The sequence below is a fragment of the Shinella sp. genome, assembly GCF_035998705.1.
Taxonomy (GTDB): Bacteria; Pseudomonadota; Alphaproteobacteria; order Rhizobiales; family Rhizobiaceae; genus Shinella.
In genome coordinates, this window is sequence record NZ_DASYHH010000022.1 from 694854 (window position 1) to 719651 (window position 24798).

Sequence of the window (24798 nt, forward strand, 5' to 3'; positions counted from 1 at the left end):
ATTCGTCCTCCCTCAAAGCTTCAGCTGCCAGATTTTTGCAGCGGCGATATCGCCGGTCAGCACGGCCGAACGCGCAGCCGAAAAACCCGGAATGCGTTTCGTGCCGGTCCAGCGACCGTTGTCGGCAAACACCTCGATGGAGCCGGCATCGAGGAAGATGCGCAGCTCCGACGGACGCGCGCCGGAGGCGAGATAACGCGGCGGCACCTTGCCGGTGCCGTCGTCGAAGACGATCGCCAGCCCCTCACCATCGAGCCGCACGCCGAGCGTGACGTCGGGATGATCGAAGACGAGGTCGAACGCGGCGCCCGCCGCGGACAGGTCGAGAAGGATTTCGACCGCCCCGTTGCCAAGCGCCACCCTCTCGCCGGCGGCGAGCGCAGTGTCGTCGAGGAGTGTCTGGCGCAGGCTTTCGGCGGCCGCGACCGGCGGCGTCAGCACGGCATCGCCATCGAGCAGCACGCGGCGCGGCAGGGTCATGGCGGTCGGGAAATCGTCCTTCCTGGAGAAGTCCGTCCAGTTGGCAAGCCAGGCAATACCCACCGGCTCATCGCCGTCGACGAAGGCCTGGAAGGCATAGGCGTCGGAGCCGAAATCCAGCTCCTGCTCGAATTCCGGCTCGAAGCGCCGGCCATCGAAGCGACCGACGGTAACGGAGGTGAGGTTGCGCCGACCGGTGGCGACGTCGCGGCTCGTCAACAGGCCGAAGATCAGCGCCCAGCGGGTGTTCGGGTCGTCCACTTTGCCGCCGAGCGGGACCATGCAGGGGCACTCCGCCGCCGTCATGCCGAAACCGTCCTCGCGGTGGACGATGCCAAGGAAGGTCCAGCCGTCCGCACCCAGCGGATCGGCCGTCTCGTAGAGCAGCACCACGCCGCCCGTCCTGTCACGGCTGCCGAGCAGCATCTTCCACAGCCCGTCCGGCCCCTTGAAGACATAGGGATCGCGGAAGTCGACGGTGAGGTTCAGCCCGTCCGGGCGCAGCGGCAGCACGGTCTCGGATGAGCCGGCGACGATGCCGTCTCGGCTGACGGCAGAGAGCTGGATCTGCTCTTCCGGCTGCCGGTCGCGAACATGCTCGGTGTAGAAGACGCGGATTTCCTCACCCTCGAGACCGGAAACCGGAATGGCCGAGCCTGAGAAGGCGCCACCGCGGCCGTCGTCGCTTTCCGAGAGATGATCTGCCGGAAAGAGGAACATCGGCAGGTGCGTCCAGCGGATCAAATCCTTCGAGACGGCATGGCCCCAATGCATGGTGTTCCAGCGCAGACCGTGCGGATAGTGCTGGTAGAACAGATGGGCATTGCCGCCGAAGCGGCCGAAACCGTTCGGATCGTTCATCCAGCCGAAGGGCGGGCGGAAATGGTAGCCGGCCGGCGTCTGCGGCGGCGCGGTGCGGGCGCCGTGGTGGAGCACATGGATGCCCTCCCCCAGCACTGTCTCCGGCTGGAAGGCATAGGCGATGGAGAGCGCCGTCGTGGCGGCGTCATAGGCGAGCACCGTGCGCCCGCCGGCCGCAAGCGTCACCGCAAAGAACGCGAACTCTTCCGACCGGCGGGTGGACGGGTCCGCCACGTCGCTGCGGTCGACGGTGACGAAGAGCCGTGCCTCCTCGCCGCTGGTGCGCGCCTTCAGCCAGAGATGCAGCACCGTGCCGGCGGGAAGATCGGCCTCGATGGTCTGGAGCGTGGGGGCTGCGGATTGTGCATGCAATGTCATAGTCAACCTTTCACGGCGGAGCCGACGAACGAGCTTACGAACCAGCGCTGGAAGGCGAGGTAGAGGATGAGGACGGGGATCATCATCAGGACGGAGGCGGCCATGGCGCGGTCCCAGTAGATGCTGTCCTGTCCGAAGAAGGTGGCGATGGCGACGGCGATCGGCCTTGCATAATCGGTCTGGGTGACGAGCGTCGGCCAGAGATACTGGTTCCAGCTCTCGATGCCCATGAGGATGGAGACCGTGGCGAGCGCCGGCAGGCTGAGCGGCATATAGATCGACCGGTAGATGCGGAAGGCGGATGCCCCGTCCATTTCCGCCGCTTCATAGAGTTCCTTCGGCAACTGCGCGAAGAACTGGTAGAACAGGAAGACATAGAGCGGGCTTGCCACCCAGGGCAGGATCTGCACGGCAAACGTATCCGTCAGCCCCGCCCGCGACATCATGACGACGAGCGGCATGATGATGCTTTCCTGCGGGATGACGTAGAGCGCCACGACAAGCGCAAGCAGGATGGCCTTGCCGCGCAGCGACCCCCAGGCCAGAACGAAACCCGCCATGGAATTGACGACGAGGCCGGAGATCACCGTGACGGCGAGGATCACCAGCGAATTGAAGAGGTAACGACCATAGGCGAGTTCGCCGGAGAAATTGGCGATCTCCCTATAGTTGGAAAGCGTCGGCTCGCTGACCCAGAAGGCGCGGAAACTGCCCATGTCGGCAAGGATGCGGAAGCGGTCGTCCTTCAGGCTCGCGATCAACAGCATGAAGAGTGGCGAGATCATCACCAGCGCGATGATGAGGATGCAGACGGACTGGACGATGCGCAGGCCCGTCTTGCTGTTGCCCCGGGATATTGCCAGCGGGGCGGCCTGGCTCAAGACGAGATCAGACATCGAAGCGCCTCAGGAGTTTGCGCTGGAGCAGCGCGATCAGGAGTACGATGACGAAGAGGATGACGGAAACGGCCGAGGCGTAACCGAGCTTCTGTTCCTCGAACCCGGCCCGCACCATATAGTGCACCACGGTTTCCGTGCTTTCCCGCGGACCGCCCTGGGTGAGGATCGCCACCTGCGTGTAGAGCTTGAAGGCCTGGATCGTCGTGATGACCAGCACGAAGACGTGGGTGGGACGCAAGCCCGGCATGGTGACGTGCCAGAAGCGGCGCAGCGCACTTGCCCCGTCGATGCGGGCGGCGTCGTAAAGTTCGTCCGGAATGCCCTGCAGGCCGGCGAGGTAGATGATCATCTGGAAGCCATAGGCCTGCCAGGCCGACAGCAGCACGATGGAAAACATCGCCCAGTCGGGATTGCCGAGCCAGTCGATCGGCTGGATCATGCCGCCGGACAGGAAGCCGACGATCTGGTTGAGCGGCCCGCTCGGATACTGGAACAGCGTGCCCCAGATCACGCAGACCACCACCATGGACGTGATCGCCGGCAGGAAGAACAGGCCGCGCAGCAGGTTCTGCATCGGCAGTTTCTGATGCAGCAGCAGCGCCGTCAGGAAGGCGAGGCCGCACTGCACCGGCAGCACCCAGATGGTGAAGCGCGTGACATTCCACAGCGACGTCCAGAACAGCGGATCGCTGAAAACGCGCTGAAAATTCAACAGGCCGACGAAGCGCACCGGCGTCGGGCGCGGCACCAGCGGCTGGTTGGTCATCGCCGTCCAGAAGGACAGCAGGAACGGCGTGATCAGGAACGCGGCAAGAAGCAGCACGGCGGGCGCGATCATCGCGATTTCCTGCACGAGCCTCTGCCGATCGCGCCGGCGGCCGGGACGCGGCAGGCCGGGTGCAGTCTGTTGCAAAGTCATGATCTCCTCCTCATCGGTCATCCTCCCGGGATGGGCAGGGCCGGCAGACGAACCGGCCCCGCGAAAACGCCTTACTGCTGCTCGTCGAAGGGCGGGTAGCCGGCATTGTCCTCGATATCCTCGTCGATCTTCTTGGCCGCCGCCGTCAGCGCCCCCTGCACGTCGCCGCCATTGAAGATCTTGTCGACGGCCTGCATGAAGGCCGAGGTGATCGTCGGATAGGCGGGATGCGGCGGGCGGGCCATCGCCGTCTTCGACGCCTGCTCGAAGGCGACCGCGAGCGGGCCCCCTTCCGCATAGAGCGGAGAATCGGCGGCAAAGCTCTTCAGCCCCGGATAAGCCGACTGCGTCTTGGCATAGTCGCGGTAGCCCTGGTCCTTCAGCAGGAAGCTCAGGAATTTGCCGGCGATTTCAGGGTTTTCCGACGTCGCGGAGATCGCCCAGATCCAGGTGCCGTTCGGGCTGACGCCCTTCTCGCCGATCTTCGGCAGCGGCAGGACGACGATATTGTCCTTCATCGCGGCCGCCGCTTCCGCATAGAACCAGTGGCCGCCCATGGCGAGCGCCGCCGGCTGGCCTTCGGCGTAGAACTGGTTGGTGCCCGACGAGGTCGGCACGACCCAGCCATTGTTCACCCAGGCCTGCATCATGCTCAGCGCCTTGACGCAGGCCTCGCCGTCGAGCGTGCCGCTGGCCGTCCAGGTCTTGCGGTCGATCAGGTCGCAGCCGGCGCTTTCGAGCAGCGGGCCATAGGCATAAGTGATCCACTCGGTCTTGATGCCGTAGCCGCGGAACGTGTCGATCGGCCACTTCACGCCTTCCAGCTTGGAGAGCTTTTCGAGATAGTCCTCGAATTCCTCGCGCGTCCAGGCATCGTCGACGGATGTCGGGATGCGCGCGCCGATCGCTTCGAGATATTTCTTGTTGCCGTAGAGCACGACCGAGGAATCGGTGAGGCCGAGGGCGTAGAGCTCCTTGTCGATCGGATAGGTGCCCTGCGAAATGTTCGATTCCGTCATGTCGGCGATGAGGTCCGCGTCGACGAGCGGCTTGATCGGCTGCAGGTAGCCGGACCAGACGTAGTTCGCCAGGAACGGCGCGTCGAGCTCCATGACGTCAGGCAATCGCTTGGACATGACGGCGGCGCTGAACTTTTCGTTGTAGGCGTCGTGCGGCGTGTGGATCAATTCGATATCGACATCGGGATTGGCCTCCTTGAAGCGCCGCGCGACATCGCCATAGGCCTTCACCCAGCCGGGATCGCCCTGGTGCATGACGTGGATGACGGTTTTCGCTTCCGCCAGGCCGGCGGTGGCTGCAACGGCGACCGTGGCCAGAAGCAGGGAAAGTAATCGATTACCCATTAACAGTCTCATGTCAGTTCTCCTCCTGTTGGATGCGATTGTAACGCGATAATTTTCAGACCGATGCGCGTTCGACCAGATGGAACGGCAGTTTCCGCAGATGCGGCTGTTGCGGCTCGACCGCCAGGAGGATCTCCATGGCAAGACGGCCCATCGCGCGGTGCGGCAGGGCCATCGTGGTCAATGGCGGATCCAGCCGCGAGGCGATTTCGACTTGGTTGTCGAAACTCGCCACCGCAATATCGTCCGGTATGCAAAGCCCGGCGCGGGCAAGTGCTGCATAGACTTCCATCGCCACGCGGTCGTTGCCGCACAGGACGGCATCCGGCCGATCGCCGGAATTCAGGAGATTCTCCACATGGGACGCCACGAGGCTCGGCGCGCGGTCGCTGTAGACGCTGCGGCGCACCGCCGGAAAGATGCCGAGCGGCGCAACGCCGGCGTCGCCCAGTGCCTCACGAAACCCCTTCTCGCGCAACCGGCCGGCCATGATGCCCGGCAGGTTGATGAAGGCGATGCGGCGGCGGCCGGCAGCCAGCAGATAGCGCACGATCTCCCACGCGCCACCTTCTTCGTCCGGCACCAGCGAGGTGACGCGACCTGTCGCTTCGCGGCAATTGATCATGACGCCGACGGTGCCGACAAGCCTGTCCGGCACGGCGACCTCTTTGTGGTACATCGCGGCGTAGGCGATGGCGCGCGGCCGAAACTGCTGGACCTCGTCGAGCACCGAGCCGATCGCCTGCCCGCTGCTATGGTTGACCGCGAAGACCGCCATGCCGGCAGCGCGCGCCGCGCCATCCAGCCCGCGCACGATTTCGGTCGCAAAGGGCGAGGTGATGAGGCCGTCCGACACGACGCCGACCAGCGGCAGCCAGCCCTGGCGCACGCCGCGCGCCGCAAGATTGGTCACGTAGCCGAGTTCCTCGGCGATGCCCTTGATCTTCTGCCGCGTATCGTCCGACATGCGGGCGGAGCCGCCATGCAACGCGCCGGAAACCGTCTTCACCGAGACGCCTGCCCGTTCCGCAATGTCAGAAAGCGATATGGCCACGATCGTCGCCAACCTCCTTGGGTGATCGATTACCCAATACCTTTGACCCAAGATCCATGTCAAGCGGCTTTTTTTACCTGCGGCGGACGAAGAGGCATCATTCCTGATCGACGACGATCCGGTATCCGACGCCGGGTTCGGTGCGCACGATGGCGGGATGCGTCGGATCGCGCTCGATCTTCTGGCGGAGCTGGCCGATGAAGACACGCAGGTAGTGCAGGTCCTCGCCATGTGCCGGCCCCCAGACGGAGGTGAGCAGCGTCTTGTGCGTGACGACCCGGCCGGCATGGCGGGCAAGCAGCGTCAGGAGGTCGTATTCCTTCGGGGTCAGACGCACCGGCTCGTCATCGCGCGACACCAGCCGCCGCACGGTATCGATCACCAGCCCGTCGGTGGAAAGGGTTGCGGGTGCCGCCTCCGACCGCTCGCGATGGCGCAGTGCGTTGCGGATGCGGGCCGTCAGCTCGCCGATGCCGAAGGGTTTTTCGATATAGTCGTCGGCACCGAGATCGAGGGCCGCGATTTTCTCGCTTTCCCGCTCGCGGGCCGACAGGATGATGATCGGGATCGCCGTCCAGCCGCGCAGGCTGGTGATGACGTCCTTGCCGTCCATATCCGGCAGGCCGAGATCGAGAATGACGAGATCGGGCGCGGCGGTCGCCACCGCCTTCAGCGCCTCGCCGCCGGTCGTCGCCTCGACGACGTCGTAGCCGGCCGCCTTGAGGGCCGGCCGCAGGAACCGCTGGATCTGCGGCTCGTCATCAACCACGAGAATGCGTTCGTTCATCATGGCGTCTTTTCAGCCCTCGTTTTGTCCGCCGCGGGGAAGCGGATGACGATGCGCGTGCCCTTCTTCTTCACCGCCGGGCTTTCCGCGTGGATCTTCCCGCCCATCGCCTCGACGAAGCCGCGGGCGATGGACAGGCCGAGCCCCGTGCCGGGCGAACGCCCGTCCGGCTTGCCCCGGCGATAGAATTTTTCGAAGACGCGATCGATCTCGGCGGGCGGAATGCCCTTGCCGAGATCGGTAACGGAGATCAGCACATCCGCCCCGTCGCGCCGGGCATAGACGTTGACCGGCTCGTCGCCGCCATATTTCACCGCATTGTCGAGCAGGTTGAACAGCACCTGGCCGAGCAGCACGCTGTCGCCTTCGATGAGCGGCAGGTCGGGCGCGATGCCGGTCTCGATCAGCCGGCCGGGGAAGTATTTCCGCGTCCGCTCGACCGCGGACTGCACGACATCCGAGACAGCGACCCAGTCGCTCTTCGGCTTCAGCGTGCCGGCCTCGATGCGCGTCATGTCGAGCAGGTTGGCAACGAAGCGGCTCATGCGGCTGCCCTCCTCCTCGATCGACTGGAGCAGGTCGTCGCGGCTCTCGGGCGTCATCTTGTCGCCGAGTTGGCGAAGGCTGGTGACGGCGCCCATGATGGTGGCGAGCGGGGTCCTGAGGTCGTGCGAGATCGACGAGAGCAGCGCCTCGCGGTAGCGTTCGCCCTCCAGCCGCGCCGCCTGCTCCACGCTCGCCTCCGAAAGCCGCGCCCGGTCGAGCGCGATCGCCGTCTGGTCGAGGATGGCGCTCACCGCCCGTTCCGCGTTGATGTCGAGGCGCAGATCCGTCTGCTGGATGCCGCAGACGCCGACGAGGCCGTGCGGGCCCATCAGCGGACGGAACTCGAAGCGGCTGTTCGGCAAGGTGCCCGTGCCGAAGCCCGCCTGTTCCTGCTTGTCGCGCGTCCAGCGCGCCGCCGTGAAATCGGTGACGTCCAGCTCCGTATCCGGCGGCCAGACGGCGGCGACCTTGAGGTCGCTCTTGTCGGGCAGGAGCAGCACGATGTTGCGCTTCAAACTCGCCTGGAGATGCGAGACCGCCACCCAGATCGCATCGTCGGCCTTCGCCGTCGTCGAGAGTTTGCGCGAGAAATCATAGAGCGATTGCAGCGCCGTCGCACGCACACGGGCGACCTCCGCCTGTTCCTTGATGCGCGAGGCAAAACCGCCGGCGATCATCGCCACCGACAGGAAGACGATCAACGCAAAAACCTCGTGCGGCGCCGTTATCGTGAAGGTGTGCAGGGGATCGATGAAGAGGAAATTGTAGGCGAGCGCCGACAGCAGCGCCGCGATGAAGGCAGAGGCGTACCCGCCCAGAACGGCAGCACCCAGCACGGCAAGCAGGAAGAGCAGCGAGATATTGGGCAGTTCCGCGAAAAGATAGACGACCTTGCCCACCGCCGCCGTGACGGCGACGAAGGCGGCCGCAATCAGCGCCGATTGCCGGAGCGAGGCGGCACGGGGCAGCGAAAGCCGCGGCGGCGCCGGCAGTTTCTCTTTCCTGTCCGGCGTGACGAAATAGACGCCGAGACCCGCCGCATTGCGCGACAGCGCATCCGGCAGGGACGGCGAGACGAACCGCTGCCAACCGCGACGCCGCCTTGCGCCGATGACGATCTGCGTCGCGTGCTCGCGCCGCGCCAGCTTCAGGATCTCCTCGACGAAATCGTTGCCGACCACCCGGCGCGTTTCAGCGCCAAGCTGTTCGGCGAGGCGGAACAGCGCCTCCATGCGCTGCAGGCGCTCCGTCGTCTCCATGTCGCGGTCTGCCCGCTCGATCGACACGACGATCCACGGCGCGTTGAGACCGGATGCGAGGCGCCCCGCCACGCGCACGACCTTTTCGGACAGATCGTCCGGCCCGATGCAGACGAGCAGGCGCTCGCCGGTCGCCCAGGGGCCTTCGATGGCGTGCTGCTTGAGATAATCGACCATCTGGTCGTCGACGCGGTCGGCGGTGCGGCGCAACGCGAGTTCGCGCAAGGCCGTCAGGTTGCCGAGGCGGAAGAAGCGGTCGACGGCGCGGCTGGCGCTTTCCGGCAGGTAGACCTTGCCCTCCTTCAGCCGCTCGATCAGCTCCGTCGGCGGCAGGTCGACGAGCACCACCTCGTCGGCTTTCTTGAGGACGACATCCGGCACGCGCTCGCGCACGGTCACGCCGGTGATCTGCGCGACGAGGTCGGCCAGGCTTTCGAGATGCTGGATGTTGAGCGCCGTCCAGACGTCGATGCCGGCCGCGATCAGTTCCTCGATATCCTGGTGACGCTTCGGATGCCGGCTGCCCTCGGGATTGGAATGGGCAAGCTCGTCGACCAGCACGATGCGCGGGCGGCGGGCAAGCGCGCCGTCGAGGTCGAATTCCTCGAGCACGCGGCCGCGATGGGCGACGCGCGTGCGCGGCAGCACCTCCAGGCCATCGAGCAAGGCCGCCGTTTCACTCCGCCCATGGGTTTCGGCGAGGCCGACGACGATATCGGCACCCTCCGCCTTCAGCCGCCCGGCGCGCGCGAGCATCGCATAGGTCTTTCCCACGCCGGGTGCGGCCCCCAGGAAAACAGTCAATTTGCCCCGGCGGTCTTTCTCCGCCAGGGCAAGCAATGCATCGGGATCGGGCCTGCGATTATCGCCGCGGTCGTCGTCCGCCATTCGTCCTCTCATGATCCCCGCGCGTCGAGCGCCAGATTAAGCTGTAACACGTTCACCCGCGGCTCACCGATGACACCGAAAAGACGGTCTTCTATCTGCTGCGCGACGAGGTCCGCAATGGCCGTTTCCGGCACCCCCCTCGCCTTCGCGACACGGGCGACCTGCGCACGGGCGAATTCGGGGGAAATGTGCGGGTCGAGACCGGAGCCCGACGTCGTCACGGCATCGCCGGGAATGGGCGTGACGATCCCCGTCGCCTTCAGCCGATCTATATCCGCCTGCACGCGATCCCGGAGCTTGATCGACGTCGTGCCGAGGTTCGAGCCCGACGAGGCGGCCGCATTATAGGCCTCCGGACCGGTCGCCGAGGGCCGCGGCCAGAAATAACGGTCCGTGGCGAAGGCCTGGCCGATCAGGGCGGAGCCGACGACGGCGCCGTTCCTTTCGATCAGCGAGCCGTTGGCGGCGGCCGGCATGACGGCCTGCGCGAGGCCGGTGACGGCAAGCGGATAGGCAAGCCCCGTTAAAAGGGTCAGGGCGAAGAGAAGCGTGAGGGCCGGGCGAAGATGGTTCAGCATGATTACACCAGATGTAGGGCGCTGACGGCAAGGTCGATAGCCTTGATGCCTGCAAAAGGCAGAAGGAGACCGCCGACGCCATAGACGAGAAGGTTGCGACGAAGCAGGGCGGCGGCACCGGCCGGACGATAGGCGACGCCGCGCAGTGCGAGCGGGATCAGCGCCACGATGATCAGCGCATTGAAGATGACCGCCGAGAGGATGGCCGACTGCGGCGAGGCGAGGTCCATGATGTTGAGCGCGTTCAGCGCCGGATAGGTCGCGACGAAGAGCGCCGGGATGATGGCAAAGTATTTTGCCACGTCGTTGGCGATGGAGAAGGTGGTCAGCGAGCCGCGCGTCATCAGGAGCTGCTTGCCGATCTCGACGATCTCGATGAGTTTCGTCGGGCTCGAATCGAGGTCCACCATGTTGGCCGCCTCGCGCGCCGCCTGCGTGCCGGTCTGCATCGCCACGCCGACATCGGCCTGGGCGAGCGCCGGCGCGTCATTGGTGCCGTCGCCGCACATGGCGATGAGGCGGCCGCCCTGCTGCTCGCGGCGGATATAGGCGAGCTTGTCCTCCGGCGTCGCCTGGGCGAGGAAATCGTCGACACCGGCTTCGGACGCGATGGCCGCGGCGGTGACCGGATTGTCGCCCGTCACCATGACGGTGCGGATGCCCATGGCACGAAGGGCCGCAAAACGCTCCTTGATACCGGGCTTGACGATGTCCTTGAGGTGGATGACGCCGAGCAGGCGCTCACCATCGGCAACGGCCAGCGGCGTGCCGCCGCTGCGCGCGATCGTCTCGACGGCGCTGCGGAATTCGGCCGGCGCATCGCCCTCCTCGAGGCCGGCAAACCGCAGCACGGCGTCGACCGCCCCCTTGCGCAGCCGCCGGCCGCCGATATCCACGCCGGACAGGCGGGTCTCGGCGGTGAACTCGATGATCGCATCGAAGTGCGCCTGCGGCATGGCCACGCCGAACTCGCCGGTGGCAAGCGCCACCACGGAACGGCCTTCCGGCGTTTCGTCGGAGAGGCTGGCGACCAGCGCGGCTTCCGCAAGCTCCGACTGCGTCACGCCCGGCGCCGGCGCGAAATCGCTCGCCATGCGGTTGCCGAAGGTGATGGTGCCGGTCTTGTCGAGCAGCAGCGTATCGACGTCGCCGGCTGCCTCCACCGCGCGGCCCGAGGTGGCGATGACGTTGAAGCGCACGAGGCGGTCCATGCCGGCAATGCCGATGGCCGACAACAGGCCGCCGATCGTCGTCGGGATGAGCGTGACGAGCAGGGCTGCGAGAACCGTGACGGTCAGCACCGTGCCGGAATAGCCGGCAAGGCCCCAGATGGCGACGCAGACGAAGAGGAAGATCAGCGTCAGGCCGGAAAGCAGGATCGACAGGGCGATCTCGTTCGGCGTCTTCTGCCGCTGCGCGCCCTCGATCAGCGCGATCATGCGATCGACGAAGGAGGAGCCGGGCGCCACCGTGATCTTCACCCTGATCTCGTCGGACAGCACCTGCGTGCCGCCGGTGACGGCCGAGCGGTCGCCGCCGGATTCGCGGATCACTGGGGCGGATTCGCCGGTGATGGCGCTTTCGTTGACCGAGGCGACGCCTTCGATCACCTCGCCGTCGCCGGGGATCAACTCGCCGGCCGCGACGAGCACGACATCGCCGACGGTGAGACTGGTGGCGGGAACCGTCTCGGTCGCGCCGGACGCCGTCAGGCGCCGGGCGACGAGCTCGGACTTGGTGCGCTTCAGGCTATCGGCCTGGGCGCGGCCGCGGCCTTCGGCGACGGCCTCCGCGAAGGTCGCGAAGAGCACGGTGAACCAGAGCCAGGCAGCGATCTGGCCGGAAAAGCCGGCCTGACCGTTGCCGGCGACGAGGTCACGCAGGAAGAGGATCGTCACGACGGCGGCGACGACTTCGGTGACGAAGATGACCGGATTGCGCAGCAATTGGCGCGGATCGAGTTTCACGAAGGCGTCGCGGGCGGCCGGCAGCACGATGGCGGGGTCGAAAAGGCCCGGCGCTTGGTGGTCCTTTGACATGGAATGTTCCTTTAGAAGGTCTGGCCGGCGAGCATCGCGAAATGTTCGACGATGGGGCCAAGGGCGAGCGCTGGAAAGAACTGCAGGCCGCCGAGGATGAGGATGATGCCGACGAGAAGGCCGACGAAGAGCGGTCCATCCGTGGGCATGGTGCCCGGCGACGGCGGAACCTTGACCTTCGCGGCCAGCGAACCGGCAATCGCCATGACCGGCACGACATAGGCGAAGCGGCCGAGCAGCATCGCGATACCGAGCGTCGTGTTGTACCAGGCGGTATTGCCCGTCAGCCCGCCGAAGGCCGAGCCGTTGTTGGCGGCCGCCGACGTATAGGCATAGAGGATTTCCGAAAGCCCGTGCGGACCGGCGGTGCCGACGCTGGCCACCGCGAAGGGCAGCACGGCGGAGACCGCGGTGAAGCCGAGAATGGCGAGCGGCAGGACGAGCACGGCGAGCATGGCATATTTCATCTCGCGGCCCTCGATCTTCTTGCCGAGGAATTCCGGCGTGCGCCCGACCATCAGGCCGGAGACGAAGACGGCGAGCAGCGCGAAGACCAGCATGCCGTAAAGCCCGGAGCCGACACCGCCCGGCAGAACTTCGCCAAGCTGCATCAGGAACATCGGCACGAGGCCGCCGAGCCCGGTGAAGGAACCGTGCATGCCGTTGACGCCGCCATCCGAAAGGCCGGTGGTGACGGCGGCATAAAGCGCCGTCATCGCCTGGCCGAAGCGGACTTCCTTGCCCTCCATGTTGCCGGCAGACGCATCGACGCCAAGCGCGGTCAGGATCGGGTTGCCCTGCGCTTCCGCCCAGTAGACGACGGCGACGCCGGCGATCAGAAGGATGGCCATGGCGCTGATCAGCGCCCGGCCCTGCCGGCGATTGCCGACGAGCTGGCCGAATGAGTAGACCAGGGCCGCCGAGATCGACAGCATGGCGAAGATGTTGAGATAGTTGGCGAAAGCCGTCGGGTTCTCGAAGGGGTGCGCGGCATTGACGTTGAAGAAACCGCCGCCATTGGTGCCGAGCTGCTTGATGGCTTCCTGGCTCGCGACGGGGCCAAGCGAGATCGTCTGGCTGGCGCCTTCAAGCGTGGTGGCCGTGATGGAGCCGTCCAGCGTCTGCGGCAGGCCCATGGCGACGAAGGCGAGCGCGATCACGAGCGCCATCGGCAGGAGCACGTGGAGCGTCGCCCGCGTCATGTCGACCCAAAAGTTGCCGAGCGTCGAGACCTTGGAGCGGGCAAGCGCCCGGGTCAGCGCGACGGCCAGCGCCATGCCGGTTGCGGCGGAGAGGAAGTTCTGCACCGTCAGGCCAGCCATCTGGCTGAAATGGCTGAGCGTGGTCTCGCCGCCATAGTTCTGCCAGTTGGTGTTGGTCACGAAGGAGACCGCAGTGTTGAAGGCGAGGTCCGGCGCCATACCGGCAAAACCCTGCGGGTTGAGCGGCAAATAAGCTTGAAATCGCAGCATCGCGTAGAGCAGGACGAAGCCGGCGACGGAAAAGGCCAGCATCGACACCGTATAGGCGAGCCATCCCTGCTCTTTTTGCGGCGAAATGCCCGAGACGCGATAGAGATCGGCCTCGAGACGTCCCAGAACCGGCGAAAGCGCGGTGCGCTCGCCGGCAAAGACGCGGGCCATGTAAAGTCCGAGCGGCTTGATGGTGACAAGCACCGCAAGGAAGAAGAGGGCGATCTGTAGCCACCCGATAGCAGTCATCAAGATTCTCCTGGAGGCTCAGAAGCGTTCGGGCCGCAGAAGCGTGACCACGAGATAGGCGCCAAGCGCAAGCGCAACGAAAAGGCCGAAAAGAGGTTCGAGCACGGGTCTCTCCTCACAGTCGGTCGAGCGCGCGGGCATAGGCGGCAAAGACGATGAAGGTGCCGCAGCCAAGCGCGAGAAAGATGAAATCGGACATGTCCGTTCTCCTGTTTATGAGAAGCGCAAAATAGGCGCGGAGCGGGTCAGGTTTCGATTGGGAAGGCGCGAGCGCGACGTAAGGAAAAGATAAAGGCGCCAGAATTTTTCAGCCTCGATGGAATAATCCCGCGGGGGCCGGTGTCTTGGCATTGGCGGCTCATGAAAGTCGCTTAACGATGGGAGACGACCATGAAGCTCTTAATCCTCGTGCCTTTCGCCGTTGCCGCCCTGGCGGGCAGCGCCTTCGCCGCCGAACCCTTCAAGACCGTGAAGACCGACAAGGGCGACGTCCTTGCCGGCGACAAGGGCATGACGCTCTACACCTTCAAGAAGGACACGGCCGGCGAATCCTACTGCTACGACAAATGCGCGACCAACTGGCCGCCGGCGATCGCCGCTTCCGATGCGGTGGCGGAGGGTGCATATTCGCTCGTCACCCGCAAGGACGGGGCCAAACAATGGGCCAAGGACGGCATGCCGCTCTACTACTGGATCAAGGACACCAAGGAAGGCGACACCACCGGCGACGGCGTGAACGAAGTCTGGGATGTCGCAAAGCCCTGACCCGAACGACGCTCCGGGCGATAGTGGGCGGGAGGGCATAGCCTCCCCGCCCCCGTCCTTCGACGCCCAAATTCTGGCCCTCCTGCCGCAGCTTCGGCGCTATTCGCGCAGCCTGACGCGCTCGGATGCGGAGAGCGAGGACCTGTTGCAGGATTGCGTCGAGAAGGCGCTGACGCATCGCGCGCAATGGCAGGGCGCCAATATCCGCGCCTGGGCCTACAAGATCATGACCAACCTGCACCTCAACGCGCGCCGGGCCATCGCGCGGCGTCCCTCCGTCAGCATCGAGGAGGCAGAAACCGTGGCCGCAAGCGCCCTGCCCTCGGATCCGCTGGCGCGCAACCGGCTCGTCCAGGCGCTGGAAATCCTGCCGAAGGAGGCGCGCGCCGTGCTGATGCTGGTCGCCGTCGAGGGTCATTCCTACCAGGAGGTCGCCGACATGCTGGCGATCCCGGTCGGCACCGTCATGTCGCGCCTGTCGCGTGCGCGGCAGATGCTGCGGCAGAAATTGCAGGAGGAAAACGTCATTCACTTGCGGAGCCCCAGATGAGCGAGAGCCGCCCCGTCTCCGAAACGGACCTGCACGCCTATGCCGACGGCTTCCTCGGCGAGGCCGAGCGCCAGCGCGTGGAAAGCCACCTTGCCGAAAACCCGGAAGCCGCCCAGATGGTGGCCGACTGGCAGGCCCAGAACGACGAACTCCGGGGCGCCTTCGCGCCCTATGCGACGTCGCGGCCGGCCGATCTCGCGCTGCTCTCGGCGGGCTCGACCGCATCCAGGGCGACGGCACCATCCCGTCTAACCATGGCCGCGGCGGCAGCCGTCGTCTTCATGCTCGGCGGTCTCGCCGGCCATTTCGGGCCGATGCTCTTCGAAAAGACCCCGGTGATGACGGCCATGGATGCGCTGCCGAACGAGGCGCGCAACGCCTATCTGATCTATGCCAGCGAGGTGCGCCATCCCGTCGAGGTCTTTGCCGACCAGGAGGCGCATCTGGCGACCTGGCTCGGCAAACGCCTCGCCATCACCGACTTGAAGGTGCCGAACCTGCAAACCATCGGCTTCAAGCTGGTCGGCGGCCGCCTGCTGCCCGTGGCGGACAAACCGGGCGCGATGTTCATGTACGAGGACGATGCCGGCCGGCGCGTCACGGTGCTTGTCGGCCGCAACGGCGAGAACAAGACGACAAGCTTCCGTTTCGCCTCCGCCAACGGCATCGAGACCTTCTACTGGATCGACGGCGACCTCGGCTACGCCGTGACCGGCGACATTTCCCGCGACCTGCTCCAGAAGATCGCCGAGGAATGTTACCGCCAGTTCCCGAGCTAGAAGACAGCTTACGCCCGGCCGGCGCGGATCATGGAAAAATAGTCGTCGCCGCCGACCTGACCGCCTTTCAGTGCAATCTGCAAGCCATCCGCCGCGCCGCCATGGACGATGCAGAGCGGCGAGCCCGGCGTCTGCGGCAGCGGCATCTTCAGCGTCAGCGCCGAAATGCCCATTTCGCCGAGCGCATGGCTCGACGTGTCACCGCCCGCCACCACCGCACGGGAAAGCCCGGCACGCGCGACGAGCGCCGACTGGACGCGGCCGAGCGCGCGGCCGAGACGCTGGCGCGCACCGCCGTCGAGGTCACCGCCGCGGTCCGCCGCAGGCCCGAGCGCCGTGTAGAGCACCACGCTGTTTCCGCTTTCCAGCACCTTAAGCCCGGCCTCGATCGCCGCGGCAATCGCCGGCCCGCCATCATCGCCGGCAAGGGCGAGCGGATCGAGCGTGACGCCCGCAAAACCGTTTGCCAGCGCATGGCGGATCTGCCGCTCGGTGGTGGGCGAAACGCTGCCGGAGACGACGGCGATGCGATCCACCGGACCGGCATCGGCAAAGACCGGTTTCTCCCCGATCAGACCCTCGGTCCGCCAGGCCGGAATCAGGGCATATTCGACGCCGGAGGAGCCACAGGCGAAGCGGCTTTTCTGGCGCAGGCTCCAGAGCAACGCGCCAGCGGCGGCCTGTGTCGCCACATCGAGCACGTCGATGAGCAGGATATCGGCCGCTTCCGGCGCGGACGCTGCAAGAAGCGCGACATTGTCGACGAGCGCTGACGACAGCGTCGTCTGTCGGGCGAGATGCATCAGCAGATTGGCCTCATCCATCGGCGTGACGGGGTGGCGCGACATGACCGGGTGGCGGTCGATGCGGTAGTTGCGGCCCTGATAGGCGGCGAAGAGCTCGCCGAACGCGGTATAGCGCCGGATCTGCGGCGCGCCGACGATGAGCGGCACCGTCGCTTCGCCAAAAACCCCGCGGCCGATCTCGATCGCCCGACCGATGCTGCCGACCTGCGGCGCGGAATCGAAGGTCGAGCAGACCTTGTAGTGGCAGAGTTCGGCGTCGAGCGTCTTCAGCCAGTGGAAGGCTTCGCGCAGATGCACGTCCATCCAGTCCGGCGTCTCGCTGCGGCTGGTGCCGGCAAGCCCGAAAGCGCGCGCACTGGCAAAGCGTGATAGCAGGTCCGCATCCGGCACTTTCAGGAACAGCACGGTTTCGATGCCGTTCGAGGCGAGCGCCTCCATGACATCGGTCGAGCCGGTAAAGTCATCGCCATAATAGCTGATCAGCGGTCGCGTCATGGGTCAGGCTGCCTTTCCATCGGCAAATTTTGCGATGGATTGTGCGAGTTCCGGGTGGTCCTTCGCATAGGTTTCGAGCGGCACGCCCGCGACCGCCGCCTCCCAGGCCTGCCGGACCGCCTTCACGCCGGCGCCCGGCCCGCCCGGATGGCTGACGATGCCGCCGCCGCAGAGATAGAGCAGGTCCGTCGATCCGCCCGTCGCCGCGATCGTATCCGGCGCCTGCCCGCCCCACTGGCCGGAGCCGATAACCGGCAGCGCCACATCGCCTTCGAAAAACAGCGGTGTCGTGACCGCCTTGTAGGAGCGCACGAAGCTCTCGTCCGGCTCCCAGTATTTGACGCGGATACCGTTGATCTGGAACTGGTCGATGCCGAGGAGGCGCCAGAATTGCTGCCAGACGGAAAACTCGAAGCCGAGGCCCGCATGGCGCGTGAAAATATCCCAGCCGTTGCGGTGGGCATGCAGCACGAGGCCGGAGCGCTTGCGCAGGAAGCTGATGCCGCCGAAGCCGATCGAATTGATGTTGACGACGGCGCAATTGCCGCCGGCCGCAAGCACCAGATCGTGGTTGCGCATCATCTCGTCGGGATCGGCATGGCTGATGCCGAAGGCATACATCACCTTCTTGCCGGTCTTCTGCTCGTGATCGAGGATTTTCGGCATGATCGCCGCCACGCGATCCTTAAGCGGCGAATAGGCCGGGCTCATCAGCTTCTCATCGTCCTTGATGAAATCGACATCGGCCGCGATCAGCTCGCCGACCATCTCCGCCGTCTCATGCGGCCTGAGACCGAGCGCCGGCTTGACGATGGTGCCGATGATCGGGCGGTCCTTCACGCCGGTCAGCGCGAAACTGCCCGCCACGCCGAACTGCGGCCCCGGATGCGCGACGGCAAATTCCTGCGGCAGCCGCATGCCGACGATGCGGATACCCGTCATGCCCTTGATGGAGAACACGCCGCCAATCGCGATGGTCATCAGCGCGGAAAGATCGGTGCCGATCGCATCCATCGGGAAATCGATATCGACATCCGCCCGGTTGAAGAGCGTCGCGCCGCCGGCCTCGTCGGGAAAGGACGCACGGTCGGTGGGCGGCAGGGGGCGGATGGCCACGACGCGGGCAGCCACGCGTGCCTTCAGCTCTTCCGTCTCCCCCGGCAGCGCCACGAAGGTGCCGGTCGACTGGTCGCTGGCGATTTTTGTGGCCATCGCCTCCACCGAACCGGGCGTCTCTATCCGATAGGTCAGACGGATCACGCTTTCTCCTCCCATGGCCTGCTTGTTAAAACCCATCAGCTGGTATAATGAGTATTTATGTTATTGCAAGCCGACCATTGCGAAACCTGTTGCAGCGATGGAACTTGGTGCATATTCAAACCTGTCGAAACCAGGTGACTCATGAACGTCGTTTCCGAACCGATCCACCGCAAAAAACTCTCCGACGAGGTTTTCGCGCGCCTGAAGCTGATGATCGAGACCGGCGAGCTGAAGGCCGGCGACGACATGCCCTCCGAGCGCGAACTTATGGAACGCTACGGCGTCGGCCGCCCGGCTATCCGAGAGGCGATGCAGGCGCTCGCCGGCAAGGGCCTCGTCGAGATTTCGCAGGGCGAGCGCGCCAAGGTGCTGCGCATCACCGCCGAATCCATCATCCGCCAGGTCGACCTGCCGGCCAAGCTGATGCTCTCCGGCTCCTCCGATTCGTTGGAGCATCTGAAGAGCGCGCGCATCTTCTTCGAGCGCGGCATGATCCGCGAGGCCGCCGCCAAGGCTAGCCCGGCGCAGATCGCCGAACTGCGCGCGCTGCTCGACAAGCAGAAACAGAGCCTGGGCGATGCCAACGCCTTCATCGATGCCGACATGGAGTTCCACCAGGCGATCGCGCAGATTTCCGGCAATCCGATCTTCGTCGCCGTCAGCGGCGCCATGCTGGGATGGCTGAAATCCTATCATACGGAAATGCTCATCTGGACAGGCCGCGAGAATTTTACGCTCGCCGAACATGAGGAAATCATCCGCGCGATCGAGAAGGGCGACGCCGATTTTGCGGAAAAGGCGATGATCAAGCACCTGGAACGGTCCCGCGCGCTCTATGCCCTCAAGGCTCGAACGTAAGCCTCACAGCACGATCTCGACGCAGCCATAGGGCGGCAGCGTGATCTGCGCCTCTGCCGGCAGTTCCGTCGCTTCGGCGCCAATCTGCAGAACCTTGCGCGGCTTCGCGGCGAGTTCGATCGCCTTCGCTTCCGGCGTGATGTTGGCCAGAAGCAGCCGGTCCTTGGAGGCCAACCCCAGCACCGCATCCGGCCGCGACGTCTCGACGGCGACCAGCGCCTCGCCCGCCAGAGTGCCCAGTCGCGCCAGCACATGCGCGAGCGGTCGCGGCGCGTCCTTCGTCGTTGGCTCGCCATCGCCGGCCACCAGCCCGAAAGGGCCTGCCAGCGTCGAAAGCGTCAGGACCTCCAGCCCCGCAGACGCCACCGTCGCGGCATAGGCCAGCGTCCATGCCGCGCCGAACTGGCCATTGTGCCGCGGATCGACATTGGCCATGGCGATACGGGCGCCTGCCGGGTTTTCCTTCGTCGCGCTGCCATAGGGGTTCTGCCGCATGGCGATCGTTGAGGGGCCGATGCGGTAGGGCTTGTCGCCGTAGAGGGCGCGGGCGGAGCGCACCACATGCCGCAGCGCCTCGAAGGTCTGCATGACCGAGAGATCGTCGGCCGCATGCACGATCGGGTTCGTGCAATGGCTGATATAATCGATGTTATCGCCCGGCACGCGCTTGCGGTTCAGCTCCGTGAAGTAGCTCATCATGCCGCCGCCAAGCCGGATACCGGGAAAGGCCGCGCGCGCGGCGGCATGAAGGTCCTCCAGCGGCGGGCAGTCCGGCCAGACGCTCCCCGGCGGCGTCGATTGGCGATCGACCGAGGGGCAGACGAACAGCGTGTCGAGCGTAAGATTGCAGTTACCAACGAGAGCGGCAAATTCCGCCATCTCCTCGTCGAGCGGCCGCAGGCAGGGCACGGCGAGTTCCAGCGTCACCTTGAGGCCGGACCGAGCGGCAATCTCCGCGTAGCCCTTCAGCGCCGCCTCGCCATGGCCCGCGCCGGGGTCGAAATGCGCAATCAGGTGCCGCGCGCCGAGCATCCCGAGGAGACCGAGCGCGGCCACCTCCTCCGCAAAACATTCCGGCCGAAGACCGATGCCGAGCTCGGGAAAACGCAGCGAAGTCGGCCTCAGCTCGACCGAAATCACCTCCTCCGTGCCGACGGTGGTGGCCGCGCCCTCCTCCGCATGGATTGCGACGGATATCCGCTGGCCGAACGGCTGGTTCGCCGGCACGAAATAGGGCCAAGGCAGCGCCAGCGGACGTACATAGGTCTTGTAGGACCCGTCGGTCCAGTTGCGCTGGTCTTCCATCTCGAAGGTATCGCCGCCAAATTCCGTCGTCGCCTCGATGCCGGGCGCGACGCCGTGCGTGATCGCGGCGATATCCTTGAACGGCTGCCAGGGCTCGATCTCTTCGGGCCAGCGCGCCAGTTCAAGGCTGCCATCGCCATGCTGAACCTGGACTGGCTGTCCCGCCAGGCCGACGACCGGATGCAGCACCACGAAGCCGGCCCGCGCCGTCTCGAAATCGGCATCGCTCACGCAATCCGCCGAAAAGCTCACCCCCTCGGCAGTGCCCGAGATACCAATATCGCAATCAAGATGCGCGCCGGAGGGCGCGGTAAAGCGGGCGCGATAGCTGACCGAAAAGCCGCCTTCGGTCTCCTCGATGGAAAGGTCGGCGATCGCCGCGCTGCATGTGCCCCAATCCTTGTCGCGCACCAGAAAGGCGATGGCGCGCAGGACCTCATGGCCGCGAAAACGCAAGGTGCGAAGATTGCCGTCCTGAAGCACGACGCCGAGCGCGCCCGCGGCAAGAGACCAGCTTTCCGGCTCACGCTCGTCCGTGCCATAGAGATGCAGCACGTCCTCGCTCATCGAAGCAGGCCCGCCAGCGTCACCGTCTCGCCACGCGCAGCGCTGAGATAGGCGGCCTCGACAAGCGCGAACGTCTTGAGATTGTCTCGGCCGGAGGTATCCGGCTCCTGCCCCAGAGCCAGCCGCTCGATCCAGTGCTTCTGGATGAGGGCGACGCTTTCCTGGATATTGTGCCACGGCCGCGAGGCCCAGGGCAGCAGGTTCGGTGCGACGATGCTTTCCGTCGTGCCTCCCGGCCCGTGTACGGTAAGCCTGTAATCCTTCCCGAGCCGCAGCGTACCCACGCTGCCGTCGATCTCGACAAGGGTTTGCGGAAATGGCTCCTCCGGCAGTTTCGTCGCATAGCTGACATCGACGATCGAGTTGATGCCATTGTCGTGGTCGAGCAGCATGGTCGCCACGTCCTCGCCGGCAATGGCCGGATTGATGCGCCGTGTGCGCGCCGTCATGCGGCTGGCATCACCGAAGAGGAAACGGGCGATATCCAGCGAATGGATGCCGAGATCCTCGATGATGAAACGCTTGCCCTTCGCGAGATAGGGCTGGCCGGAGAATACATCGAAGCCGGAGCGGAAGGAGACGCGACCCCAGAAGGGCGTGCCGATCGCGCCGCTCTCCAGCACCGCCTTGACGGCGAGGATCGGCGTCTGCCAGCGGAAATTCTCGTGGATCATCAGCGGGATGCCGGCTCTTTCGGTGGCCGCCACCATGGCCTTGGCATCCTCCAGCGTCGGCGCAAAGGGCTTTTGGCAGATCGCCGGCACCTTGTGGCTGGCGGCAAGCTCGACCAGCGCCCGGTGGCTGCCGACCGTCGTGGCGATATCGACGAAATCGAAACCGCCAGCGGCAAACATCGCATCCGCCGACTGGTAGCGCCGCGTCACGCCGAACTGGTCGCCGACGATTTTCAGCCGCTCCGGATCACGATCGCAGATCGCCACGATCTCGACGTCGGCCAAGTCCTGCCAGCCATGCATCTGGTTGACGGCGAAGAAGCCGCAGCCGATCAATGCACCCTTGTATGCCGCCATGCTCAGCCTGCCTTTGCCATCTGCATCAGGGTCACGCGCTGCTGCAACCGTCGTTGCGCCTGATCGACCACCACAGCGACGATGATCACCAGCCCCTTGATCACCATCTGCCAGAACGAACTCACGCCCATCATCACCAATCCGTCGGAGAGAATGCCGATCACGAAGGCGCCGATGATCGTGCCGCCGATCGTACCGCGCCCGCCCGACATGGATGTACCACCCAGAACGGCCGCGGCAATGGCATTGAGCTCAAGGTTGGTGCCGGTCGCGGGATGCGAGGCCATCAGTTCCGACGAAATGACGAGGCCGACGATCGCCGCGCAGAAGCCGGAGAACATGTAGACGAACATTTTGACGCGGTTGACGCGGATGCCGGACATGCGCGACGCGCGCTCATTGCCCCCAACCGCAAAGATATGCCGGCCAAGCGGCACGAAGCGGGCGAAATAGGCGGCCCCCAGCGCGACGACGATGAGGATCCAGACGGAGACCGGCAGGCCGAGGATCGAGCCGGAGCCGAGATAGGAAAAACCCTGGTTGCCGAGGTCTTCGCGGCCCGTGAGATTGGGTAGCGTCTGGCCGTCGGAATAGAGCAGCGCCATGCCGCGCGCGACGTAGAGCGTGCCAAGCGTCGCGATGAAGGGCGCGACGTTGAGGCGGGTGATCAGCAGGCCATTGATCGCGCCGATCAGGATGCCGACCACCATGACGATGACCGCGACTTCGACCACGTTGAAATAGACCGTGTAGCCGAGCGGCAGCGCTACGCCATACATGATGAGCCCGCCAGCGATCATGCCGCAGAGGCCGACGATCGAGCCGACGGACAGGTCGATGCCGCCGGTGATGATGACGAAGGTCATGCCGATGGCGAGAAACGCGTTCTGCGTGGCGTGCTTCGACATCAGGATCATGTTCGCGGTCGACAAAAAGTTCGGCGCGAAGATGGAGAAGAAGACGATAACTGCGAAGAGCGCGATGAAGGTCCGGAGCTTCATCAGCGTGAGCAGCGCTGCGCCGGTCGAGAGATGGTTGCCGGTGGCGGCAGTTTGTGTTGCTGTCGTCATCACGCATGCATCCTTTTGGTTTTATGTCCCTCTGCGGAGGCCGAGACGATCATCTCCTCGGTGGCTTGCCTGCGATCCACCAGTGTCACGAGGCGGCCGTTGCTCATCACCGCGATGCGATCGGACAGCGCCATGACCTCTTCGAGGTCTGAAGTGGAGAACAGGATGGCGAGCCCCTCGCCCGCCAACCGCCGCATCGTGCGAAAAACATCCGCCTTGGCGCCGACATCGATGCCGCGGCTCGGCTCGTCCATCAGCAACACCTTCGGCCCCGTCATCAGTGCCTTGCCGATGACCACCTTCTGCTGGTTGCCGCCGGACATGGAGGTCACGTCGAAATCCGGGTTCTTCGCCTTGATCGAAAGATTGCGGATCGCCTCCATGATGGCGCGCTTCTCAAGCTTCAGATCGATGTGAAAACCGGCCTTCAGGAACTGGCCGAGGCTCGCCATGGACAGGTTGTCGGCAATCGACATGGACTGCACCAGCCCTTCGCGCTGGCGATCCTCCGGGATCAGCGCCAGGCCTTCACGGATACGCCGGGTCGTGTCACGCCCCTTCAGTTCCTCGCCCTCGACGAAAATCTTGCCGGTAGAGTGCTCGTGGCGGCCCATGATGCATTCGAAAAGCTCGGAGCGCCCCGCACCCATCAGGCCGTAGATGCCGAGGATCTCGCCCTTGCGCACGCCGATCGAGACATGGTCTACCGCATAGCCGCCCTGCGCGCGCGGCAGGCAGATGTTTTCCGTGCGAAACACTTCCTCGCCCGGTTCATGCTCGACCTGCTTGGCAAAATCCTTGGCATCCGAACCGATCATCGAGCGCACGATCCAGCGTGTGTCGATGTCCTTGACCATGGCATGCCCGGTGATCTGGCCGTCCTTCAAGACGGTAATATAATCGCCGATGCGCATCAGCTCTTCCAGCCGGTGCGAGATGTAGACGATGGCAACACCGCGCGCCTTGAGATCGGCGATGACGCGGAAGAGCACGTCGACCTCGGCGGCGCTGAGCGCAGATGTCGGTTCGTCCATGATGAGGATGCGCGTGTCGAGCGAGACCGCGCGGGCAATCTCGACAAGCTGCTGCTGGCCGATCGGCAGGTCTTCGGCAAGCGTATCGGCAGAAATGCCGGCTTCGAGCCGGTTCAAAAATTCGTTGGCCTTTTCCACCTGCGCCTTGTGATCGATGCCGCGCAGGCCCCGGGTGATCTCGCGGGTGGCAAAGATGTTTTCGGCGACGGAGAGATTGCCGAAGAGGTTCAGCTCCTGGAACACGATGCCGATGCCGTGGCGCACCGCGTCCGCTGGGCTGTTGAGATGGATGCGCTCACCATCCATCCATATCTCGCCGAGCGTCGGCCGCTCGACGCCGGCGATGATGCGCATCATCGTCGATTTGCCGGCGCCGTTTTCGCCGACGAGCACATTCACTGCGCCACGGCGAAGCTTCAGGTCCGCCTTCTTCAGCGCCACGATGCCGGAATAGGCCTTGGTGATGTCCTTCAGTTCAAGAATGGCGTCATCGGGTTCGGCCATG

General features: G+C 65.1%; 21 protein-coding genes. 4 read left to right on the plus strand and 17 right to left on the minus strand.

Translation table 11 applies throughout. From position 1 onward, the window contains the following. Positions 1 to 12 precede the first annotated feature (12 nt). From VGN93_RS20025 to kdpF, 11 genes are all read right to left on the minus strand, one after another. A complete protein-coding gene (locus VGN93_RS20025; protein WP_327508807.1) occupies positions 13 to 1719 on the minus strand; it encodes a GH32 C-terminal domain-containing protein in 1707 nt (568 codons plus the stop codon). A 2-nt stretch (positions 1720 to 1721) separates the two neighbouring features. Further along, complete coding sequence (locus VGN93_RS20030; RefSeq protein ID WP_327508808.1) at positions 1722 to 2615, minus strand: carbohydrate ABC transporter permease; 894 nt, start codon at positions 2613 to 2615, stop codon at positions 1722 to 1724. Continuing rightward, the gene (locus VGN93_RS20035) at positions 2608 to 3537 is read right to left on the minus strand and encodes a sugar ABC transporter permease (protein WP_319319915.1); all 930 of its coding nucleotides are present in this window, start codon (positions 3535 to 3537) and stop codon (positions 2608 to 2610) included. Before VGN93_RS20035 ends, VGN93_RS20030 begins: the two co-directional genes overlap by 8 nt. A 71-nt stretch (positions 3538 to 3608) precedes the next feature. Beyond that, positions 3609 to 4901 (minus strand): sugar ABC transporter substrate-binding protein, encoded by a 1293-nt coding sequence (locus tag VGN93_RS20040; protein ID WP_327508918.1) that lies wholly within the window; start codon positions 4899 to 4901, stop codon positions 3609 to 3611. A 55-nt stretch (positions 4902 to 4956) separates the two neighbouring features. Then, complete coding sequence (locus VGN93_RS20045; RefSeq protein WP_327508809.1) at positions 4957 to 5967, minus strand: LacI family DNA-binding transcriptional regulator; 1011 nt, start codon at positions 5965 to 5967, stop codon at positions 4957 to 4959. A gap of 85 nt (positions 5968 to 6052) precedes the next feature. Continuing rightward, on the minus strand, positions 6053 to 6745 hold the full coding sequence (locus VGN93_RS20050; RefSeq protein ID WP_327508810.1) for a response regulator: 693 nt from the start codon (positions 6743 to 6745) through the stop codon (positions 6053 to 6055). Then, positions 6742 to 9435 carry a sensor histidine kinase KdpD gene (locus VGN93_RS20055; RefSeq protein ID WP_327508811.1) on the minus strand — a complete coding sequence of 898 codons (2694 nt, stop codon included), beginning with the start codon at positions 9433 to 9435 and terminating at the stop codon, positions 6742 to 6744. The genes VGN93_RS20050 and VGN93_RS20055 overlap by 4 nt, the downstream gene beginning before the upstream one ends. An 8-nt stretch (positions 9436 to 9443) precedes the next feature. Further along, entirely contained in the window at positions 9444 to 10013 is a 570-nt protein-coding gene (gene kdpC, locus VGN93_RS20060; protein ID WP_327508812.1) for a potassium-transporting ATPase subunit KdpC, read from the minus strand. 2 nt (positions 10014 to 10015) lie between these two features. Further along, positions 10016 to 12052: a potassium-transporting ATPase subunit KdpB gene (gene kdpB, locus VGN93_RS20065; protein WP_327508813.1), complete on the minus strand. Its 2037-nt coding sequence runs from the start codon at positions 12050 to 12052 to the stop codon at positions 10016 to 10018. Between the two features lie 11 nt (positions 12053 to 12063). Beyond that, positions 12064 to 13773 carry a potassium-transporting ATPase subunit KdpA gene (kdpA, locus tag VGN93_RS20070; protein WP_327508814.1) on the minus strand — a complete coding sequence of 570 codons (1710 nt, stop codon included), beginning with the start codon at positions 13771 to 13773 and terminating at the stop codon, positions 12064 to 12066. An 18-nt stretch (positions 13774 to 13791) separates the two neighbouring features. Further along, positions 13792 to 13914 (minus strand): K(+)-transporting ATPase subunit F, encoded by a 123-nt coding sequence (gene kdpF, locus VGN93_RS31340; protein WP_369431707.1) that lies wholly within the window; start codon positions 13912 to 13914, stop codon positions 13792 to 13794. A 249-nt stretch (positions 13915 to 14163) separates the two neighbouring features. On the opposite strand from kdpF, the gene VGN93_RS20075 reads away from it, so the two are divergent. From VGN93_RS20075 to VGN93_RS20085, 3 genes are read left to right on the plus strand one after another with little or no spacing between them, the layout of a single operon-like run. Then, positions 14164 to 14538 carry a hypothetical protein gene (locus VGN93_RS20075; RefSeq protein ID WP_327508815.1) on the plus strand — a complete coding sequence of 125 codons (375 nt, stop codon included), beginning with the start codon at positions 14164 to 14166 and terminating at the stop codon, positions 14536 to 14538. Further along, positions 14522 to 15088, plus strand: a complete 567-nt coding sequence (locus VGN93_RS20080; protein ID WP_327508816.1) for an RNA polymerase sigma factor — start codon at positions 14522 to 14524, stop codon at positions 15086 to 15088. The genes VGN93_RS20075 and VGN93_RS20080 overlap by 17 nt, the downstream gene beginning before the upstream one ends. Further along, the gene (locus tag VGN93_RS20085; RefSeq protein ID WP_327508817.1) at positions 15085 to 15867 is read left to right on the plus strand and encodes an anti-sigma factor; all 783 of its coding nucleotides are present in this window, start codon (positions 15085 to 15087) and stop codon (positions 15865 to 15867) included. Before VGN93_RS20080 ends, VGN93_RS20085 begins: the two co-directional genes overlap by 4 nt. An 8-nt stretch (positions 15868 to 15875) precedes the next feature. Here VGN93_RS20085 and VGN93_RS20090 read toward each other — a convergent pair whose 3' ends face one another. Together VGN93_RS20090 and oiaX are read right to left on the minus strand one after the other, a co-directional pair. Beyond that, a complete protein-coding gene (locus VGN93_RS20090; RefSeq protein ID WP_327508818.1) occupies positions 15876 to 17168 on the minus strand; it encodes a four-carbon acid sugar kinase family protein in 1293 nt (430 codons plus the stop codon). A gap of 3 nt (positions 17169 to 17171) precedes the next feature. Next, the gene (oiaX, locus tag VGN93_RS20095) at positions 17172 to 18428 is read right to left on the minus strand and encodes a 3-oxo-isoapionate-4-phosphate decarboxylase OiaX (RefSeq protein ID WP_327508819.1); all 1257 of its coding nucleotides are present in this window, start codon (positions 18426 to 18428) and stop codon (positions 17172 to 17174) included. 141 nt (positions 18429 to 18569) lie between these two features. Here oiaX and VGN93_RS20100 point away from each other — a divergent pair, with 141 nt between their 5' ends. Next, positions 18570 to 19286, plus strand: a complete 717-nt coding sequence (locus VGN93_RS20100) for a transcriptional regulator NanR (protein ID WP_256119693.1) — start codon at positions 18570 to 18572, stop codon at positions 19284 to 19286. A 3-nt stretch (positions 19287 to 19289) separates the two neighbouring features. Here VGN93_RS20100 and apnL read toward each other — a convergent pair whose 3' ends face one another. The 4 genes from apnL to VGN93_RS20120 are packed head-to-tail and all read right to left on the minus strand — an operon-like array spanning position 19290 to position 24797. Continuing rightward, on the minus strand, positions 19290 to 21158 hold the full coding sequence (gene apnL / locus VGN93_RS20105; protein WP_327508820.1) for a D-apionate lactonase: 1869 nt from the start codon (positions 21156 to 21158) through the stop codon (positions 19290 to 19292). Next, positions 21155 to 22189 carry a Gfo/Idh/MocA family oxidoreductase gene (locus VGN93_RS20110; RefSeq protein ID WP_327508821.1) on the minus strand — a complete coding sequence of 345 codons (1035 nt, stop codon included), beginning with the start codon at positions 22187 to 22189 and terminating at the stop codon, positions 21155 to 21157. The genes apnL and VGN93_RS20110 overlap by 4 nt, the downstream gene beginning before the upstream one ends. Before the next feature lie 2 nt (positions 22190 to 22191). Then, positions 22192 to 23259, minus strand: a complete 1068-nt coding sequence (locus VGN93_RS20115; protein ID WP_319319958.1) for an ABC transporter permease — start codon at positions 23257 to 23259, stop codon at positions 22192 to 22194. Continuing rightward, positions 23259 to 24797: a sugar ABC transporter ATP-binding protein gene (locus VGN93_RS20120; RefSeq protein ID WP_327508822.1), complete on the minus strand. Its 1539-nt coding sequence runs from the start codon at positions 24795 to 24797 to the stop codon at positions 23259 to 23261. Before VGN93_RS20120 ends, VGN93_RS20115 begins: the two co-directional genes overlap by 1 nt. Between the last annotated feature and the right edge of the window lies 1 nt (position 24798).